General features: G+C 69.3%; 12 protein-coding genes. 6 read left to right on the plus strand and 6 right to left on the minus strand.

Annotated features, from left to right (window positions below):
* Positions 1 to 12: 12 nt before the first annotated feature.
* The 5 genes from ACFQRE_RS14845 to ACFQRE_RS14865 are packed head-to-tail and all read right to left on the minus strand — an operon-like array spanning position 13 to position 6162.
* Positions 13 to 876 carry an ECF transporter S component gene (locus ACFQRE_RS14845; RefSeq protein ID WP_380123674.1) on the minus strand — a complete coding sequence of 288 codons (864 nt, stop codon included), beginning with the start codon at positions 874 to 876 and terminating at the stop codon, positions 13 to 15.
* Complete coding sequence (locus tag ACFQRE_RS14850) at positions 873 to 2546, minus strand: ABC transporter ATP-binding protein (protein WP_380123676.1); 1674 nt, start codon at positions 2544 to 2546, stop codon at positions 873 to 875. The genes ACFQRE_RS14845 and ACFQRE_RS14850 overlap by 4 nt, the downstream gene beginning before the upstream one ends.
* Positions 2543 to 3727 (minus strand): energy-coupling factor transporter transmembrane component T, encoded by a 1185-nt coding sequence (locus ACFQRE_RS14855; protein ID WP_380123678.1) that lies wholly within the window; start codon positions 3725 to 3727, stop codon positions 2543 to 2545. Before ACFQRE_RS14855 ends, ACFQRE_RS14850 begins: the two co-directional genes overlap by 4 nt.
* A 21-nt stretch (positions 3728 to 3748) precedes the next feature.
* Entirely contained in the window at positions 3749 to 4660 is a 912-nt protein-coding gene (locus ACFQRE_RS14860) for a hypothetical protein (protein ID WP_380123680.1), read from the minus strand.
* Positions 4657 to 6162, minus strand: coding sequence for a hypothetical protein (locus tag ACFQRE_RS14865; protein ID WP_380123682.1), 1506 nt, complete (start codon positions 6160 to 6162; stop codon positions 4657 to 4659). The genes ACFQRE_RS14860 and ACFQRE_RS14865 overlap by 4 nt, the downstream gene beginning before the upstream one ends.
* A gap of 526 nt (positions 6163 to 6688) precedes the next feature.
* Between ACFQRE_RS14865 and ileS the strand changes: the two genes are divergently transcribed.
* From ileS to ACFQRE_RS14895, 6 genes are all read left to right on the plus strand, one after another.
* Entirely contained in the window at positions 6689 to 10027 is a 3339-nt protein-coding gene (gene ileS / locus ACFQRE_RS14870) for an isoleucine--tRNA ligase (protein WP_380123684.1), read from the plus strand.
* Between the two features lie 138 nt (positions 10028 to 10165).
* Positions 10166 to 11083, plus strand: coding sequence for a sterol desaturase family protein (locus ACFQRE_RS14875; RefSeq protein ID WP_380123686.1), 918 nt, complete (start codon positions 10166 to 10168; stop codon positions 11081 to 11083).
* A gap of 74 nt (positions 11084 to 11157) precedes the next feature.
* A complete protein-coding gene (locus ACFQRE_RS14880; RefSeq protein WP_380123689.1) occupies positions 11158 to 11763 on the plus strand; it encodes a class I SAM-dependent methyltransferase in 606 nt (201 codons plus the stop codon).
* The gene (locus ACFQRE_RS14885; RefSeq protein WP_380123691.1) at positions 11760 to 12224 is read left to right on the plus strand and encodes a helix-turn-helix domain-containing protein; all 465 of its coding nucleotides are present in this window, start codon (positions 11760 to 11762) and stop codon (positions 12222 to 12224) included. The genes ACFQRE_RS14880 and ACFQRE_RS14885 overlap by 4 nt, the downstream gene beginning before the upstream one ends.
* 23 nt (positions 12225 to 12247) lie before the next feature.
* The gene (locus tag ACFQRE_RS14890; protein WP_380123693.1) at positions 12248 to 12691 is read left to right on the plus strand and encodes a VOC family protein; all 444 of its coding nucleotides are present in this window, start codon (positions 12248 to 12250) and stop codon (positions 12689 to 12691) included.
* A 51-nt stretch (positions 12692 to 12742) separates the two neighbouring features.
* Positions 12743 to 14134, plus strand: a complete 1392-nt coding sequence (locus ACFQRE_RS14895) for a bifunctional folylpolyglutamate synthase/dihydrofolate synthase (protein WP_380123695.1) — start codon at positions 12743 to 12745, stop codon at positions 14132 to 14134.
* 98 nt (positions 14135 to 14232) lie between these two features.
* On the opposite strand, the gene ACFQRE_RS14900 is transcribed toward ACFQRE_RS14895, so the two are convergent.
* The gene (locus ACFQRE_RS14900) at positions 14233 to 14814 is read right to left on the minus strand and encodes a cation transporter (protein ID WP_380123698.1); all 582 of its coding nucleotides are present in this window, start codon (positions 14812 to 14814) and stop codon (positions 14233 to 14235) included.
* Positions 14815 to 14822 lie beyond the last annotated feature (8 nt).

Raw genomic sequence — 14822 nt, forward strand, 5'->3', positions numbered from 1 at the left:
GGGCGCCGAAGGTCAGCGCGGGGTGTCCGGTGCCACGGTGGGGGGTGCGGTGAACTCGACCGGTGCCTCGAAGGCCGCCCTGCGGGCTGCGCGGCGCAGGGTTCGCAGGACGACACTGCCGGTGAGGCTGACGAGAACGATGTTGGTGATGGCGCGGCCGAGGTCCCAACCGAGAGACGTGGCGAAGGAGTAGACGAGGAACCGGTGCAGGTTGTCGACCACGGAGGCGCCGGCGACGAACGAGAGGTCACTGTCGAGGCCGGTCGTGAAGGGCCAGAACATGAGGTTGAGGGCAACGCCGTAGAGGAGACCGGAGACCGCGCCGTATGCCGCCAGCAGGGCGATCTCCGCCTTGCCCTTGAGCGGTGGGAGCAGACCAGCACCAAGGCCCACCCAGGCCGCCCCGAGCATCTGGAACGGCAGCCAGGGTCCGACGCCACCGGTGATGAGGGACGACGCGAACAGCGTGGTCGCACCGAGGACGAAACCGAACCCGGCACCGAAGACGCGGCCGCCGAGGATGAGCAGGAAGAAGACGGTCTCGAGTCCGGCGGTTCCGGCACCGACGGGCCGCAGTGCCGCGCCGACGGCCGACAGGACCCCGAGCATCGCGATCGCCTTGACGTCGAGCCCGCCTTCGGAGACCTCGGCGAGGACGACGGCGAGCAGCAGTGGCATGAGCAGCGAGAAGAGCAGCGGCGCGTCGGTCGAGTGTCCGAAGGCCGTCCCCGGGTCGACGATGAGTGGCCATCCGAACGCGACGACTCCGGCGAGGCTCACTGCCGTGATGGCCGCGATCGAGCGCGGCCGCAACCGAATTGCGCGCGTTCGGTCCACCCGCGTGGCGGGTTGAGGGGGAGTTGCGAGCGCGGTCACGAAGGCTCCCCGACGGCATACCGGACGTCCTCGACGGTGAGCCACGGTTGGGGTGCGGTGATCTTTGCGACCTGCGGGGCGAAGGCCGGACTGGACATGACGACATCGGAGGTCGGTCCGTCGGCGACGATCTCGCCAGCGGCAAGGACGACGACGCGGTCGGCGGTCTCGGCGACGAACTCGACGTCGTGGGTGGACACGACGACGCAGCGTCCTCGCGCGGTGAGGTCGTGCAGCGCGCGCCGCAGTGCCGCCTTGCCGGAGTAGTCGAGCCCACGAGTGGGTTCGTCGAGGAGAAGGACGGCCGGGTCGGCGGTCAGCTGGACGGCGAGGACGACGGCGAGCCGCTGTCCTTCGGACAGGTCGCGAGGGTGACGATCATCGGGTATGCCGGGTGCCAGGTTGTCGAGCAGGCTGCGGCAGGTGCCGGGCTGGCATTGGCTCTCGCGGTCGGCCTGGTGGCACTCGGCCCCGACGGAGTCGAGGTAGAGCAGATCGGCCGCCGACTGGGGGACGAGCCCGATGTGGCGTCTCCGCTGCGCCGCGTCGAGCCGGTGCACGTCGACCTCCGCCTGCGACTTCGTGCCCCGTAGGGACGCGCTCGCTGGCGCTCGCTCGTCCGTACGGGGCACGAAGTCGGTCGTGACGTGGACGCTGCCGGATCGGAGTGCGCCCGAACCCTGGAGACCCCAGAGGAGCGAGGACTTGCCCGCGCCGTTGCGCCCCATCAGGGCGGTGATCTCGCCACCGCGCAGGGTCACGTCGACATCGGCGACGGCGACCACGGCGTCGTGCTGGATGACGACGCCCTTGGCGACGACGAGGGCGGGGCCGTCGGAGATTGGCGTGGTTCGAGGGGCGACGGGGAGGGAACGCCATTCCTTGGCGCGGCGGCGGGCATCGCGGACGGACAGGGGCAGTGGGGACCAGCCAGCCCAACGGCCGAGCTCGACGACGGGTGGGGCGACGTCGGCGGCGACCATCATCTGCGCCGGATCTCCCTGTGAGACAACGCCATCCAGGCCGACGTGGACGACCGTGTCGGCGTACTGGAGGACGCGTTCGATGCGGTGCTCGGCCACGATGACCGTGACGGCGAGATCGTGGACGAGGCGCGTGATGGTCGCCAGGACGTCCTCTGCGCCAGTGGGGTCGAGGGCCGACGTAGGCTCGTCGAGGACGATGACCTTGGGGTGGGCGGTGAGGACCGAGCCGATGGCGACGCGCTGCTGCTGGCCACCCGAGAGCTCCCGCAGGGCCGCGCCGCGCAGGTCGGCGATGCCGAGGACGTCGAGGGTCTCCTCGACCCGCTTGCGCATCGTCGAACCCGACAGACCGAGCTGCTCCATGCCGTAGGCGAGCTCCTCCTCGACGGTGTCCGTGACGAACCCGGCGAGGGGGTCCTGGCCGACGACACCGACGAGGTCGGCGAGGTCGCGCGGCCGGTGGTCACGGGTGTCGCGCCCATGGATGCGGACGTGCCCGGCGAGCCTGCCGCCCGTGAAGTGAGGGACGTGACCAGTGATCGTGCCGAGCAGGGTGGACTTGCCCGAGCCGGTCCGGCCGATGACGAGGACGAGCTCGCCCTCGTCGATGCTCAGTGTGACGTCGCGCAGGGCCGGGGCCGGGGCACCGTCGAAGGTCACGGAGACGCGGTCGAGCTCGATCATGACGAGACCCCCTCCTGTCCCACTCCCGACTTCGTGCCCCGGACGGACACCCTCGAGCGGCCTTCGGCCGGGAGCGCGCGTCCGTCCGGGGCACCAAGTCGGCCTGCGGGGGCTGGGGGCGCGGGGGTGAGGAAGGCCGGCAGCCCCGCCAGGAGGAAGCCCGCCACGGCCATCAGGGGAAGGGCGGGCACGGTGAGGGGGGCGAGCGGCATACCCAAGGATGCGGCATCGCCGCGTGCGACGAGGTGCACGGCCAGGGCGGCTGCGAAGCCTGACGCGACCGTGAGCCATTCGGGCCAGCGCCACGGATCGGGGCGATAGGTCGAGCGAGCGTTGGCCCGTCCTCCGAGCCAGATTCCGGTGAGCGACAACGCAATTCCCGCAGCCAGGGCGGGAGCGCCGAGCCATTCGGGCGTCGTGGCGTCGAGGATGCCGTAGATGCCGACCGCACTCGCCAGGAGCCCGCCGAGGGTGCAGACGGCGGTGAGGCGGCGCAGCGCCGGAGCGACCTCGCGGCGACGACCGTAGCCACGGGAGTCCATCGCGGACGCCAGGAGGAGCGAGCGGTCGAGGGTGTCCTCGAGGACGGGCAGGGCGATGCGGGGGAGCGCCCGGATGCCTCGGGCCGTGTCCCCACGCAGCGCGCGTGCCCGCATGACGCGCTGGACGCTCTCGGTGAGCTGAGGGGCGACAGTGATCGTCACGACGACGGCCGACCCGATCTCGCTGAGGGCTCCGGGCAGGCTGCGCAACAGACGCTTGGGGTTGGCGAGGGCGTTGGCGGCGCCGATGCAGGCGATCATCACCGCGAGGCGCAGACCGTCGGTGACGGCGCCGAGCAGACCCTCGAGGCGGACGTCGCCAAGGATGTCGATGCCCGCGGCCCAGGCCGGGAGCGTCACCTCGGGGAGGGGGAGGACGACGGTGTCGCCGAACTTCAGGCCGACGAGGACGTGGAGCAGTGCGCGTACCCCGACGATGAAGGCGCCGAGCCAGAGGTAGAGGCGGAACGACTTCGCCCAGGGGGAGCTGCCTCGACGTGACGTGACGACGAGAGCCGCGACCCCGAGGCCCGTGAGGAGGAGGAAGGGGTTGGTCACGGTGCTCACCGCGACGGCGAGCCCGATGGCCCATCCCCACCACGCCGCGGGGTGCACGGCGCGAGGAAGGAGTGGGCTCATCAGTGCATCATCAGGGGCGGGTCACGGTGCCGGCGTGTCCGTGGGCGTTGCGGACGATGCACCTGCAGCCTGACGACGGCGCAGGGCAACGGCCCCGACAGCAGTGGCCAGGGCGAGGAGCAGGACTCCGCCGCCGACGAGGCGGCCGGAGCTGCCCGAACCCGTGCGGGGGGGCTTTTGTGCGCTCACGTCAGACGCAGCGGACGCGGTCGGGGATGCCGAGGTGCTGGCGCTGGCACTGGCGGCGGACGCAGACGCAGATGCGGAGGCGCTGGCCGACGCCGCAGCCGACGCAGCTGAGGATGCCGCTGTGGCTGCCCTGCGAGCGGCCGCGCTGGTCTGCGCCGGCACGGGAGCGGCGGTGCGGCGTGGTGCATTGGTCGTCGCACGAGGCGCCGCCGTCGTGGGCCTGGGGGCGGCGGTCGTCTGCTTCGGCTTGGCCGAGGTCGGCTTCGGCGCAGGCGCGGGCGCAGGTGCAGGTGCAGCCGGTCGGACCGACGGCGGTGTGCCCGAGCCGAAACGGAAGCCCACCGACGAGCCCGGCTTGGGGTTGTAGCTGCCCGCACCGCTCTGGCTGTAGGTCCACGAGCCACCGGCAGGCCCGTGGAAGAAGGCCCAGTAGGCGTCAACCGGGGGCGGAGTCGCACACGTGACGTTGGGGAAACCGTCGATCTGGCAGATGAATCCGGGCTGGTTGCGGATGAAGGTGATCGAGTGGCCTGAATCGCGCAGGGCTGCCATCGCCGACGACGGGTCGCCGCCTGCGCACTTCGTCGATGTGCCCGCCGAGGACTGGACGACGACGGTCACCCCGTTGGTGCTGGAGCAGGCGGCCGCCTGCGCCGGGGCGGCTGCCCCGACGAAGCCAGCGGCCGCGATGGTCAGGCTCCCCGCGAGGGCGAGGAACCGGTGGGTGAGGTGCCTCAGGATCACTGGTGAGTCCCCCGACGGCGCGAGACGAGGATCGTCGCAGCGCCGGCGAGGAGGAGGAGCACTGCGATGGTGAGAGGCATGAGCGGAGACGCACCCGTGTAGGCCAGACCCTGGCCGGTGGGCGCTGAGCGGCCCGAGGTCGTGGGGGACCCCGTTGTCGGCCCGGTGGAGCCGGTGGACGTGGCCGTCGACGTCGGGTTCGAGGTCGTCGTGGTCGGCGCCGCACAGGGCTGAGCGGTGGTCGTGGCCACCATGCCGTCGCTGTCGACGGTGGGCAGGGCGCCGGCGACGAGGCCGAGCACGGCCTGCGGGGTTGCGCGGACGGCCTTCTCGACATTGACAGTGTTGACGGTGCGGTCGGCACTCGTGAAGGCGATGCCGCCGCGGTACTGCGTCGCGACCTCGCACTTCCACTGCAGGCTCACGATGAAGGAGGCTGCCTTGAGGTAGGCGGCGTCTCGCCCTCCGAGAGCAAAGGCCTGAGCGGCGACACCCGTGGTGTTGGCGTTGGCACCCTCACCGCTGGCGTTGGTCAGGGCGCCGTCGGCACGCTGACGCGACACGAGGTAGTCCAGAGCCTTGGTGGCACGCGCGGTATCGCCCAGTGCGAGGAAGGCCTGCGCCGCGAACGCCGTGGCGTCCGGGTCGCTCGTGCAGGCCGCCCCGACGAGGCCACCCCGCACTCCGCCGTCGGCGCACTGCTGGGCGCCCAGGAACGCGAGGCTGGCGTCGGGCACGGCCACGCCAGCCTTCTGCAGCCCGATCATCGGGAGGATCTGGTTGATCGTGAAGCCATAGTCGTTGTCGGCGGTGCCGAAGCGACCCTCCGCAGTGACGAGCTTCTGCAGCTCGGCGACAAGGTCGAAGCCACCGAAGGCGTGCGGGTCACGGCCCTGAGCCGCCGCGAGGATGAGCGTCTTGCCCGTGCCGCCGCTGCTCACCGGGCTGCCCGGGTAGGCGATGTAGTCCCCGACGTTCTTCTCGACCCAGGCAGTGGCAGCCGCGGCGGCCGTGCCTCCGGTGTCGGTCGCGTCCAGCGCGAGGATCGCGTCGATCGTGTTGCCGGTGTCCGCGGACGTGCCATATTCGGAGACGGGGAAGTTGAGGTGATCGCCCGCAGCCCGGAGCTGCTGGGCGAGGAAGTGTGCCGCGTACCGACCCTGCTGGAGCTCGGAGTTGCCCACGGGGACCAGGGCGAACGCCGGGTCCCCAGCGGTCTGGGGCGCGAGCTGGGGCGCGAGCTGGGGCGCCACCGGCGTCTGCGACGCCCTGGTGGTGGGGCTGGGGGTCGCGGTCGTCGCGTCCGTGGGGGTAGAGGTGGGGGTCGTGGTCGCTGAGGGGGACTCCGTGGGGGTCGCCGACGGGGTCGGGGTGCTGCTCGCGGACGTGGTCGGGCTGGGAGTCGGCGTGGTCTCGGCAACGGCGAGGGACGGCATACCCAGGGTGAGCGCAGCCAGCGCAAAGGGCGCGGCGACGCGCACGCGAAGAGCGGTGCGGAGCATGAGGGGTACAGCCTTCCTCGGCGGTTCGTGACGATCGCCCGAACCCGGCCAAGTGGCTGTTCGGGCTCCGTCCCGTGACCTCGACGGGTGATGTGGAGCCGCTCGCGCCAACGAGGAGGTCCGGCTCGCCACCCTCACGGGGGCCTACGGTTGCGGGTCAGCGCCGGAGTTGGACCGGCTTTCCCCCGCGGACGCGGTTGGAGTCACCGAAGGCTCGGCAACGGGCCGAGTCTAGCGCGCTCCCAGACGCCTCCCAACTGCCGTTAGACTGGGCTCACAGGCGTTCGAGCCGTCATCAGCGGCGAGCCTCCGGAAGAACGGCGTCCCTCGGGTCGCTCATTAGAACCGGACGTGCGGGTCGCGTCACGACCCACGACAAGAGCGGTTGTATGCCGGGCACTCGAGAGAGTGCGCGGGTGCGGCAAGCGGGGTGGTACCGCGGTGCTGCCGGGATCGATCCCGGTGACGTCGTCCTCGGTCAGCAGGAGCGCAACGCGCAGCCGATCGAGTAGAGGACGAGACGACGATGGCCTACCCCCAGGTCTCCACCAGCGGCGACCAGCCGGAGCAGTCGGGCACCCCCAAGGTGCCTTCGAGCCCCCGCTTCCCGCAGATCGAGGAAGCCGTCCTCGCCTACTGGGACGCCGACGACACCTTCAAGGCCTCGATCGAGCAGCGCGATGCAGGCGAGAACGGTGACAACGAGTTCGTCTTCTACGACGGCCCTCCCTTCGCCAACGGTCTGCCGCACTACGGCCACCTGCTCACCGGCTACGTCAAGGACCTCGTGCCGCGCTTCCAGACGATGCGTGGCCGCCGCGTCGAGCGCCGCTTCGGTTGGGACACCCACGGGCTGCCCGCCGAGCTCGAGGCCATGAGCCAGCTCGGCATCAAGACCAAGGACGAGATCCTCGAGCTCGGCATCGAGAAGTTCAACGACGCCTGCCGCTCCTCCGTCCTCAAGTACACCGACGAGTGGCGCGACTACGTCACCCGCCAGGCGCGCTGGGTCGACTTCGACAACGACTACAAGACGCTCAACGCGCCCTACATGGAGTCGGTCATGTGGGCGTTCAAGTCGCTCTACGACAAGGGCCTCGTCTATGAGGGCTTCCGTGTGCTGCCTTACTGCTGGAACGACCAGACGCCGCTGTCCAACCACGAGCTCCGCATGGACGACGAGGTCTACCAGCAGCGCCAGGACCCGGCCGTCACCGTCGGACTGCGGCTCGAGACAGGCGAATTGGCGCTCATCTGGACGACGACGCCGTGGACGCTGCCGAGCAACCTCGCGATCATGGTCGGCCCCGACATCGACTACGTCGTCGTGGAGTCCGACTTCACCGGCGCGACCGAGCGCTACATCCTTGCCGAGGGGCGCCTTGCGGCGTACGCCAAGGACCTGGGTCTCGACACCGGTGCGCTGGACGACGCCGTGGTGGAGCGGCTCAAGGGTGCGGACCTCCTCGGCCGCGGCTACACCCCGCCGTTCTCCTACTACGCCGGGCACGAGAACGCCTTCCGCGTCGTCGAGGCCGACTTCGTCACGACGACCGACGGCACCGGGCTCGTGCACAGCGCGGGCGCCTTCGGTGAGGACGACAAGATCGTCACCGACCGCGAGAACATCGAACCGGTCATGCCGGTCGGCGCCGACGGTGCCTTCACGTTCCCCGTGTCGGAATACGAAGGCCTGCTCGTCTTCGACGCCAACGCGCCGATCATCGACCACCTCAAGGCCTCGACTCGGGGGTCGGGTGAGGCCGGGTCCGTGACGGCGGGCACCGTGCTGCTGCGCCGCGAGACCTATGACCACTCGTATCCGCACTGCTGGCGCTGCCGTCAGCCGCTCATCTACAAGGGTGTGTCGTCCTGGTTCGTCGAGGTGACGAAGTTCAAGGACCGCATGGTCGAGCTCAACCAGCAGATCGAGTGGGTGCCCGAGCACGTCAAGGACGGTCAGTTCGGCCGTTGGCTCGAGAACGCCCGCGACTGGTCGATCACGCGAAATCGCTTCTGGGGCAGTCCTGTTCCCGTGTGGCAGTCCGACGACCCGGCCCACCCGCGCATCGACGTCTACGGCTCCTTCGAGGAGATCGAGCGCGACTTCGGGCGCCTGCCGCGGAACGCCGCGGGTGAGCCCGACCTGCACCGCCCCTTCGTCGACTCGCTCACGCGCCCCAACCCGGACGACCCGACGGGGAAGTCCACGATGCGTCGCGTCGAGGACGTGCTGGACGTCTGGTTCGACTCCGGGTCGATGAGCTATGCCCAGGTGCACTACCCGTTCGAGAACGCGCAGTGGTTCGAGCACCACTTCCCGGCCGACTTCATCGTCGAGTACATCGGGCAGACCCGCGGCTGGTTCTACATGCTGCACATCCTGTCGACGGCCCTCTTCGACCGTCCCGCGTTCAGCTCGGTGATCTCGCACGGCATCGTCCTCGGCTCCGACGGCCAGAAGATGTCGAAGTCGCTGAAGAACTACCCGGACGTGCGTGAGGTCTTCGACCGTGACGGCGCCGACGCCATGCGCTGGTTCCTCATGGCCTCGCCGATCCTGCGTGGTGGCAACCTCATCGTCACCGAGGAGGCCATCCGCGAGGGAGTGCGCCAGGTGCAGATCCCGCTGTGGAGCACGTGGTACTTCTTCTCCCTCTACGCCAACGCCTACGGCGCTGGTAGTGGTTCGGACGGAGCGGGGTATGCCGCACAGTCGTCGACCGCTTCGACGGCACCCTTGGATCGTTATCTGTTGGCGAAGCTGCGCCAGCTCGTCGAGACGACGACGGCCCAGCTCGACGGTCTCGACGTGGCCGGTGCGTGCGACTCGGTGCGCGGGTTCGTCGACGTCCTGACCAACTGGTACATCCGTCGTTCGCGAGAACGCTTCTGGGACACCGCCTCTGGTGACGCGGCGGACGGATCGGACGCTGACACGCGCGCTGCGTTCGACACGCTCTACACGACGCTCGAGGTGCTGACTCGAGTGACCGCGCCCCTGCTGCCGCTCGTCTCCGAGGAGATCTGGCGCGGACTCACCGGCGAACGGTCTGTGCACCTCACCGACTGGCCGTCGGTTGACGAGCTGCCGGCCGATGACGAGCTCGTCGCGCGGATGGACCAGGCGCGGATCATCTGCTCGGTGGCGTCGTCGCTGCGCAAGTCCGAGAAGCTGCGCGTGCGCCTGCCCCTGCGCGACCTCACCGTCGTCGTGCCCGGTGCCGCAGACCTGCAGGACTTCGCGGCGATCATCGCCGACGAGGTCAACGTTCGTCAGGTGTCGCTGCTCGACCTCGACGCTGCTGGCGACAGTGACTTCGGCGTCACGCAGAAGCTCACCGTCAACGCCCGTGCAGCTGGACCGCGCCTCGGCCGTGAGGTCCAGACCGCGATCAAGGGCTCGAAGTCCGGCGACTGGTCGGTCGCCGAGGACGGCACCGTCACCAGTGGCGGGTTGGAACTCGTCGAGGGTGAGTACTCGCTCGAGACCGTCGTCGAGGGTGGCGGGGAAGCGTCACGTGCGACCGCGGTCCTGCCCGGTGGTGGCTTCGTCGTGCTCGACACCGAGGTCACGCCCGAGTTGGCGGCCGAGGGTCTGGCTCGCGACGTCATCCGCGCCGTCCAGCAGGCTCGCCGCGAGGCCGGCCTCGACGTGAGCGATCGCATCTCCCTGACGGTCACGGGATCTCAGGTCGTGTGGGAGGCGACGGTGGCCCACCAGGCGCTCATCGTCGACGAGACCCTCGCGACCCAGTTCGGCTCGGCGCCCCAGCTCGATGCGATCCCTGCGGGCAACGGCGCCACGGATGCCACGGTCGGTGACGGCGAAGCGGTCCGGATCCTCGTGTCGAAACTCGCCTGAAGCACGTTCGACTTCGTGCCCCAAACGGACACGCTTCGTCGGCCGCAGGCCTCCGTCTGCGTGTCCGTTTGGGGCACGAAGTCGCTGGGTGTGGCGCGGGTTACGGCGGGCCACCCTACGGTCTAGTAACTTGGCGCCATGGGCAGCCCGTGGGAGATCATCAGCAACCCGTTCCACGACCCGGTGACGTTTGCGATCCCGTTCTTCGCGCTGTTCATCGTGCTCGAACTGTTCGCGCTCAAGTACCTCGACGACCACGACGACGAGCTGGGAGACAACCCCAGGAAGGGCTACTCCTCGCCCGACACGGCCGCCAACCTCGGCAGCGCCGTCGGCTCGGTGATCATCAACCTCGGTGCCCGTTTCGCGGCGCTCTTCCTCTACTTCGCCCTGTGGAACATCGCGCCGTGGCACATGGACGCGAGCAACCCGTGGACCTGGGTCTTCACGCTGCTCGCCGTCGACCTGCTCTGGTACGGCTACCACCGCGCGAGCCACCGCATCCGCATCCTCTGGGCCGCGCACCAGGCGCACCACTCGTCGGTCCACTTCAACTACTCGGTGGCCCTGAGGCAGAAGTGGAATCCGTGGGGCGAGCTGCTCTTCTGGACGCCGCTCCCGTTGCTCGGGGTGCCGCCGTGGATGATCTTCTTCGCGTTCTCGCTCAACCTCATCTACCAGTTCTGGGTGCACACCGAGACGATCCCGAAGCTGTGGGGGCCGTTCGAGCTCATCTTCAACACCCCGAGTCACCACCGGGTGCACCACGCGAGCCAGAAGCAGTACCTCGACAAGAACTACGCCGGCATCCTCATCATCTGGGACCGCATCTTCGGCACCTACGCCGAGGAGGAGGACATCCCGATCTACGGGCTCACCGTCCCCGTGACGACGCACAACCCGTTCCGGCTGCAGTACGGCGAGTTCCTTGCGGCCGTGCGCGACGTGCGTGGCGCCCAATCGTGGCACGACCGGGCGGGCTACCTCTTCGCCCCTCCCGGCTGGAAGCCCGGCGAGCCCACGCTGCCGCCGGAGTCCGAGGTCGTCCACCGCTGAGCCTCCCGGTGCGAGGCCGCGCGGGGCATACTCGGGAGGTGTCAGGCTGCTGTGACCCACGAGGGTGTGACCAGGTGTTCGGGCCGAAGTTCGCCCGGCACGTCGCGTCGCGCTACCGCAAGCGAGGTCTCGACAAGACCGCGCAACGGATGGTCGATTGGCTTGTCTCGCAGGGGGTCCAGGGTTCGACCGTCCTCGAGATCGGCGGGGGAGTGGGCGAGATCCAGCTCGAGCTGCTGCGGCACGGTGCCGCACGCACGACGAACCTTGAGCTGAGCAGCTCGTATGACGACCAGGCCGCGGCCCTCGCCAACGAGGCCGGTGTCGCCGATCGCACTGTCAGACGGATCGGGGACGTTGCCGCCGACGGTGCGGTCGCAGAGTCCGCTGACGTCGTCGTGATGCACCGGGTGATCTGTTGCTACCCGGACGCAGACCGGCTGCTCGGCGCCGCCGCCGACCACGCGCGCGCGATGGTCGTCCTCAGTCATCCGCCGGGCAATGTCGTCGCTCGCGCTGTCGCCGCGGTGGAGAACATCGGGTTGCGTGTCATGGGGCGGGAGTACCGATCCTTCGCCCATCCACCCGCAGACCTGATCGCCACCCTGCGGGACCACGGGTTCACCGCGCAGCACCTTCACCGGGGTCTCCTCTGGCACGTCATCGTGGCGACGAGGTGACCCGACGCGTACCCGGTGACGTCCTCGTGCACCTGCGTCGAGCGCGGGACCACATCGACCGACACTTTGCCGAGGAACTCGACCTCGAAGAGCTGGCGGCGATCGCCCGGCTGAGCAAGTTCCACTTCCTCCGGTCCTTCGCGAAGGTCTACGGCCTCACCCCACTCGCCCATCTCGGGGAGCGGCGGGTCGAGCGAGCCCAGGATCTGCTTCGCACGACGAACCTCACCGTCACCGAGGTCTGTCACGCGGTCGGCTACTCGAGTCTCGGGTCGTTCAGCAGTCGGTTCCGCGAGATCGTGGGCGAGACTCCCAGCGCATTTCAATCCCGGTATGCCGTGAGCGGCGCCCCGCGCATCCCGGGCTGCTGGGTGTTCATGGCCGGTCTCGTGGAGAAGCGCGTCGACCCCGGAACGGGAGCGGACGGCATACGCAGCAATTCGGGAGAAGCACGACCCTGACACGGCGGCATACCGTCGATCACATGATCACCAACGTGTCCCTCGTGTCCGTCTGGGTGAAGGATCTCGATGAGTCCCTCGCCTTCTACACCGACGTCCTCGGCTTCGCTGCCGGCGACGACATCGTCCTCGGGGAGGACTTCCGCTGGGTCACCGTGACCCACCCGAGCCAGCCCGAGCTCTCGCTGCACCTCACAACCCCGAGCAAGCCCCTGTCCGACGAGCTCATCGGCGCGATGCAGCGCGCGCAGCTGGAAGGCGGCCTCCCCGGAGTCGGCCTCCACGTCGACGACTGCCGCAAGACGGTCGAGGACCTCAAGGCCAAGGGGGTGGAGTTCCTCCAGGAACCCGAGGACCGGCCCTACGGCGTCGAGGCGCTCATGCGCGACAACTCCGGCAACTGGATGGTGCTCGTCGAGCCTCGGGAGTACACCCCGGAGGACTTCGAAGGCGTCTCCTTCGACTGAGCGCACACCGTGTGGGTCGAGGCGCCGGTGCCAGGCTGAGAGAATGAGGGCATGGCACCGGCTCCTGACTCTTCCCAGCGCGAAGCAGCGCGCAACCTCGAGATCATGCAGCGGTTGCGTGAGGTCGAGGAGTCGATCCTCGCTCGCGCACCCGAGCACGACCTCGAGCCCTCTCTCGACCGCATCCAGGCCGTCATGGAGCTCGCCGGTGATCCCCAGCGGACCTACCCGGTCATCCACCTCACCGGCACCAACGGCAAGACGACGACGGCTCGCGTGGTCGAGTCGATTCTGCGCGAGATGGGCCTGACGACGGGGCGATTCACCTCCCCGCACTTGCACAGCATGCTCGAGCGGATCGCCATCGGTGGTCGGCCGATCGAGGCCGAGAAGTTCCTGCGTTCCTACGCCGAGGTCATCCCGCTCATCGACCTCGTGGACGCGAAGTCGGCGCAGAACGACGAGCCACGGATGACCTACTTCGAGGTGCTCGTGGCCGTGGCCTACGCAGCGTTCGCGGATGCGCCGGTGGACGTCGCGATCATCGAGGTCGGCATGGGCGGCAGCTGGGACGCGACCAACGTCGCAGACGGAGTCGTCTCCGTCATCACCCCCATCGCCCTCGACCACCAGCACTTCCTGGGCAACCGGGTGACCGACATTGCCCTGGAGAAGTCCGGGATCATCAAGGCTGGTGGCATCGCCATCTCGGCCGACCAGGGCGATCCGGCGGTCACGGCGATCCTGGCCGAGCGAGCCGAAGAAGTCGGCGCACAGATCGCCGTCGAGGGAGAACAGTTCGGCCTCGAGGGTGCCGACGTCGCCCTCGGTGGTCAGGCCCTGACGGTCCGTGGCCTGTCGACGACCTATGGCGATCTCTTCCTACCGTTCCATGGGGCGCACATGGCCCAGAACGCCACGCTCGCCATCGCTGCGGTCGAGGCGTTCCTCGGTGGCGGCGAGCAGGAGCTCGACCTCGACGTCCTCAAGGCCGGACTCGCTGCAGCAACGTCCCCGGGCCGGCTCGAGGTCGTGCGCCGCAGCCCCACCGTCCTCGTCGACGCCGCGCACAACCCGGCCGGTGCGATCGCCCTGCGCGACGGACTGCAGGAGGCCTTCACCTTCACCAAGCTCGTGGGCGTCGTCGCGATCCTCAAGGACAAGGACGCCTCCGAGATGCTCGAGATCCTCGAGCCGGTCCTCGACGAGGTCATCATCACGCGCACCACGTCGGCCCGGGCCATGCGTCCCAACGACCTCGGCGAGATCGCCAAGGGCATCTTCGGCGAGGGTCGCGTCACGGTTGTCGACGACCTGCCCGACGCCCTCGACCGTGCGGCCGGCATCGCCGACGAGAGCGGCGTCGGTGGGGGAGTCCTCGCAACCGGCTCCGTCATCACGGCCGCCGAGGTCCGCATGCTGCTCGGCGTCACCGACGTCTGACCCACCTTCTTTCGACTTCGTGCCCCTGACGGACACGACGGTCGGGCCGAAGGCCCTCTCGTGTGTCCGTCAGGGGCACGAAGTCGGGTCGGGGGTGGTCAGTCGATCTCTTCGCCGGCAAGGGCTTTGGCGGCGAGGTGCTCCTCACTTGCCACCTCCCAGACCTCGGCGGCTGCGTGGATGCCGATCACGACGATGAAGAGACCGAGGACGAGGTCGGGCCAGCCTGACCCCGTCAGAGCGGTCACCAGGGCCATGGCGATGATCGCTAGGTTCACGAGGACGTCGTTGCGAGCCGACAGGTAGGCCGCCCGCGACAGACTGCCGCCGGTCGTCCGGACTCGTGCGAGGAGCCACGCGCAGAACCCGTTGACGAGCGCGGCAGACCCGGCGGTCACCACCAGCCACCCGACGTCCGGCGGCACAGGGTCGCCCCATTTGGAGACCGCCTGCCACAGCGCCGCCCCTGCCGGCACCAGCAGGATCCCGGCCAGGACCTTGCCGGCGATCGCTCGATGGCGTGCACCCCACCCGAGGGCGAGCGCGATGAGCAGGTTGATGGAGGTGTCCTCGAGGAAGTCGACACTGTCGGCGAAGAGCGCAACCGACCCGATGGCGAGGGCCACCGCGATCTCGACCCAGAACCACGCGAAGTTCAGACCCGCAACCGCGAGCACCACCCGGCGCA

The organism is Knoellia pratensis, from assembly GCF_042666395.1.
Classification (GTDB): Bacteria; Actinomycetota; Actinomycetes; order Actinomycetales; family Dermatophilaceae; genus Knoellia; species Knoellia pratensis.

Excerpts from the sequence above, each read along its gene's own strand:
- ACFQRE_RS14850 (WP_380123676.1), bottom strand. The coding sequence starts at position 2,546 with ATGATCGAGCTCGACCGCGTCTCCGTGACCTTCGACGGTGCCCCGGCC.
- ACFQRE_RS14855 (WP_380123678.1), bottom strand. The coding sequence starts at position 3,727 with ATGAGCCCACTCCTTCCTCGCGCCGTGCACCCCGCGGCGTGGTGGGGA.
- ACFQRE_RS14865 (WP_380123682.1), bottom strand. The coding sequence starts at position 6,162 with ATGCTCCGCACCGCTCTTCGCGTGCGCGTCGCCGCGCCCTTTGCGCTG.
- ileS (WP_380123684.1), top strand. The coding sequence starts at position 6,689 with ATGGCCTACCCCCAGGTCTCCACCAGCGGCGACCAGCCGGAGCAGTCG.
- ACFQRE_RS14875 (WP_380123686.1), top strand. The coding sequence starts at position 10,166 with ATGGGCAGCCCGTGGGAGATCATCAGCAACCCGTTCCACGACCCGGTG.
- ACFQRE_RS14890 (WP_380123693.1), top strand. The coding sequence starts at position 12,248 with ATGATCACCAACGTGTCCCTCGTGTCCGTCTGGGTGAAGGATCTCGAT.
- ACFQRE_RS14895 (WP_380123695.1), top strand. The coding sequence starts at position 12,743 with ATGGCACCGGCTCCTGACTCTTCCCAGCGCGAAGCAGCGCGCAACCTC.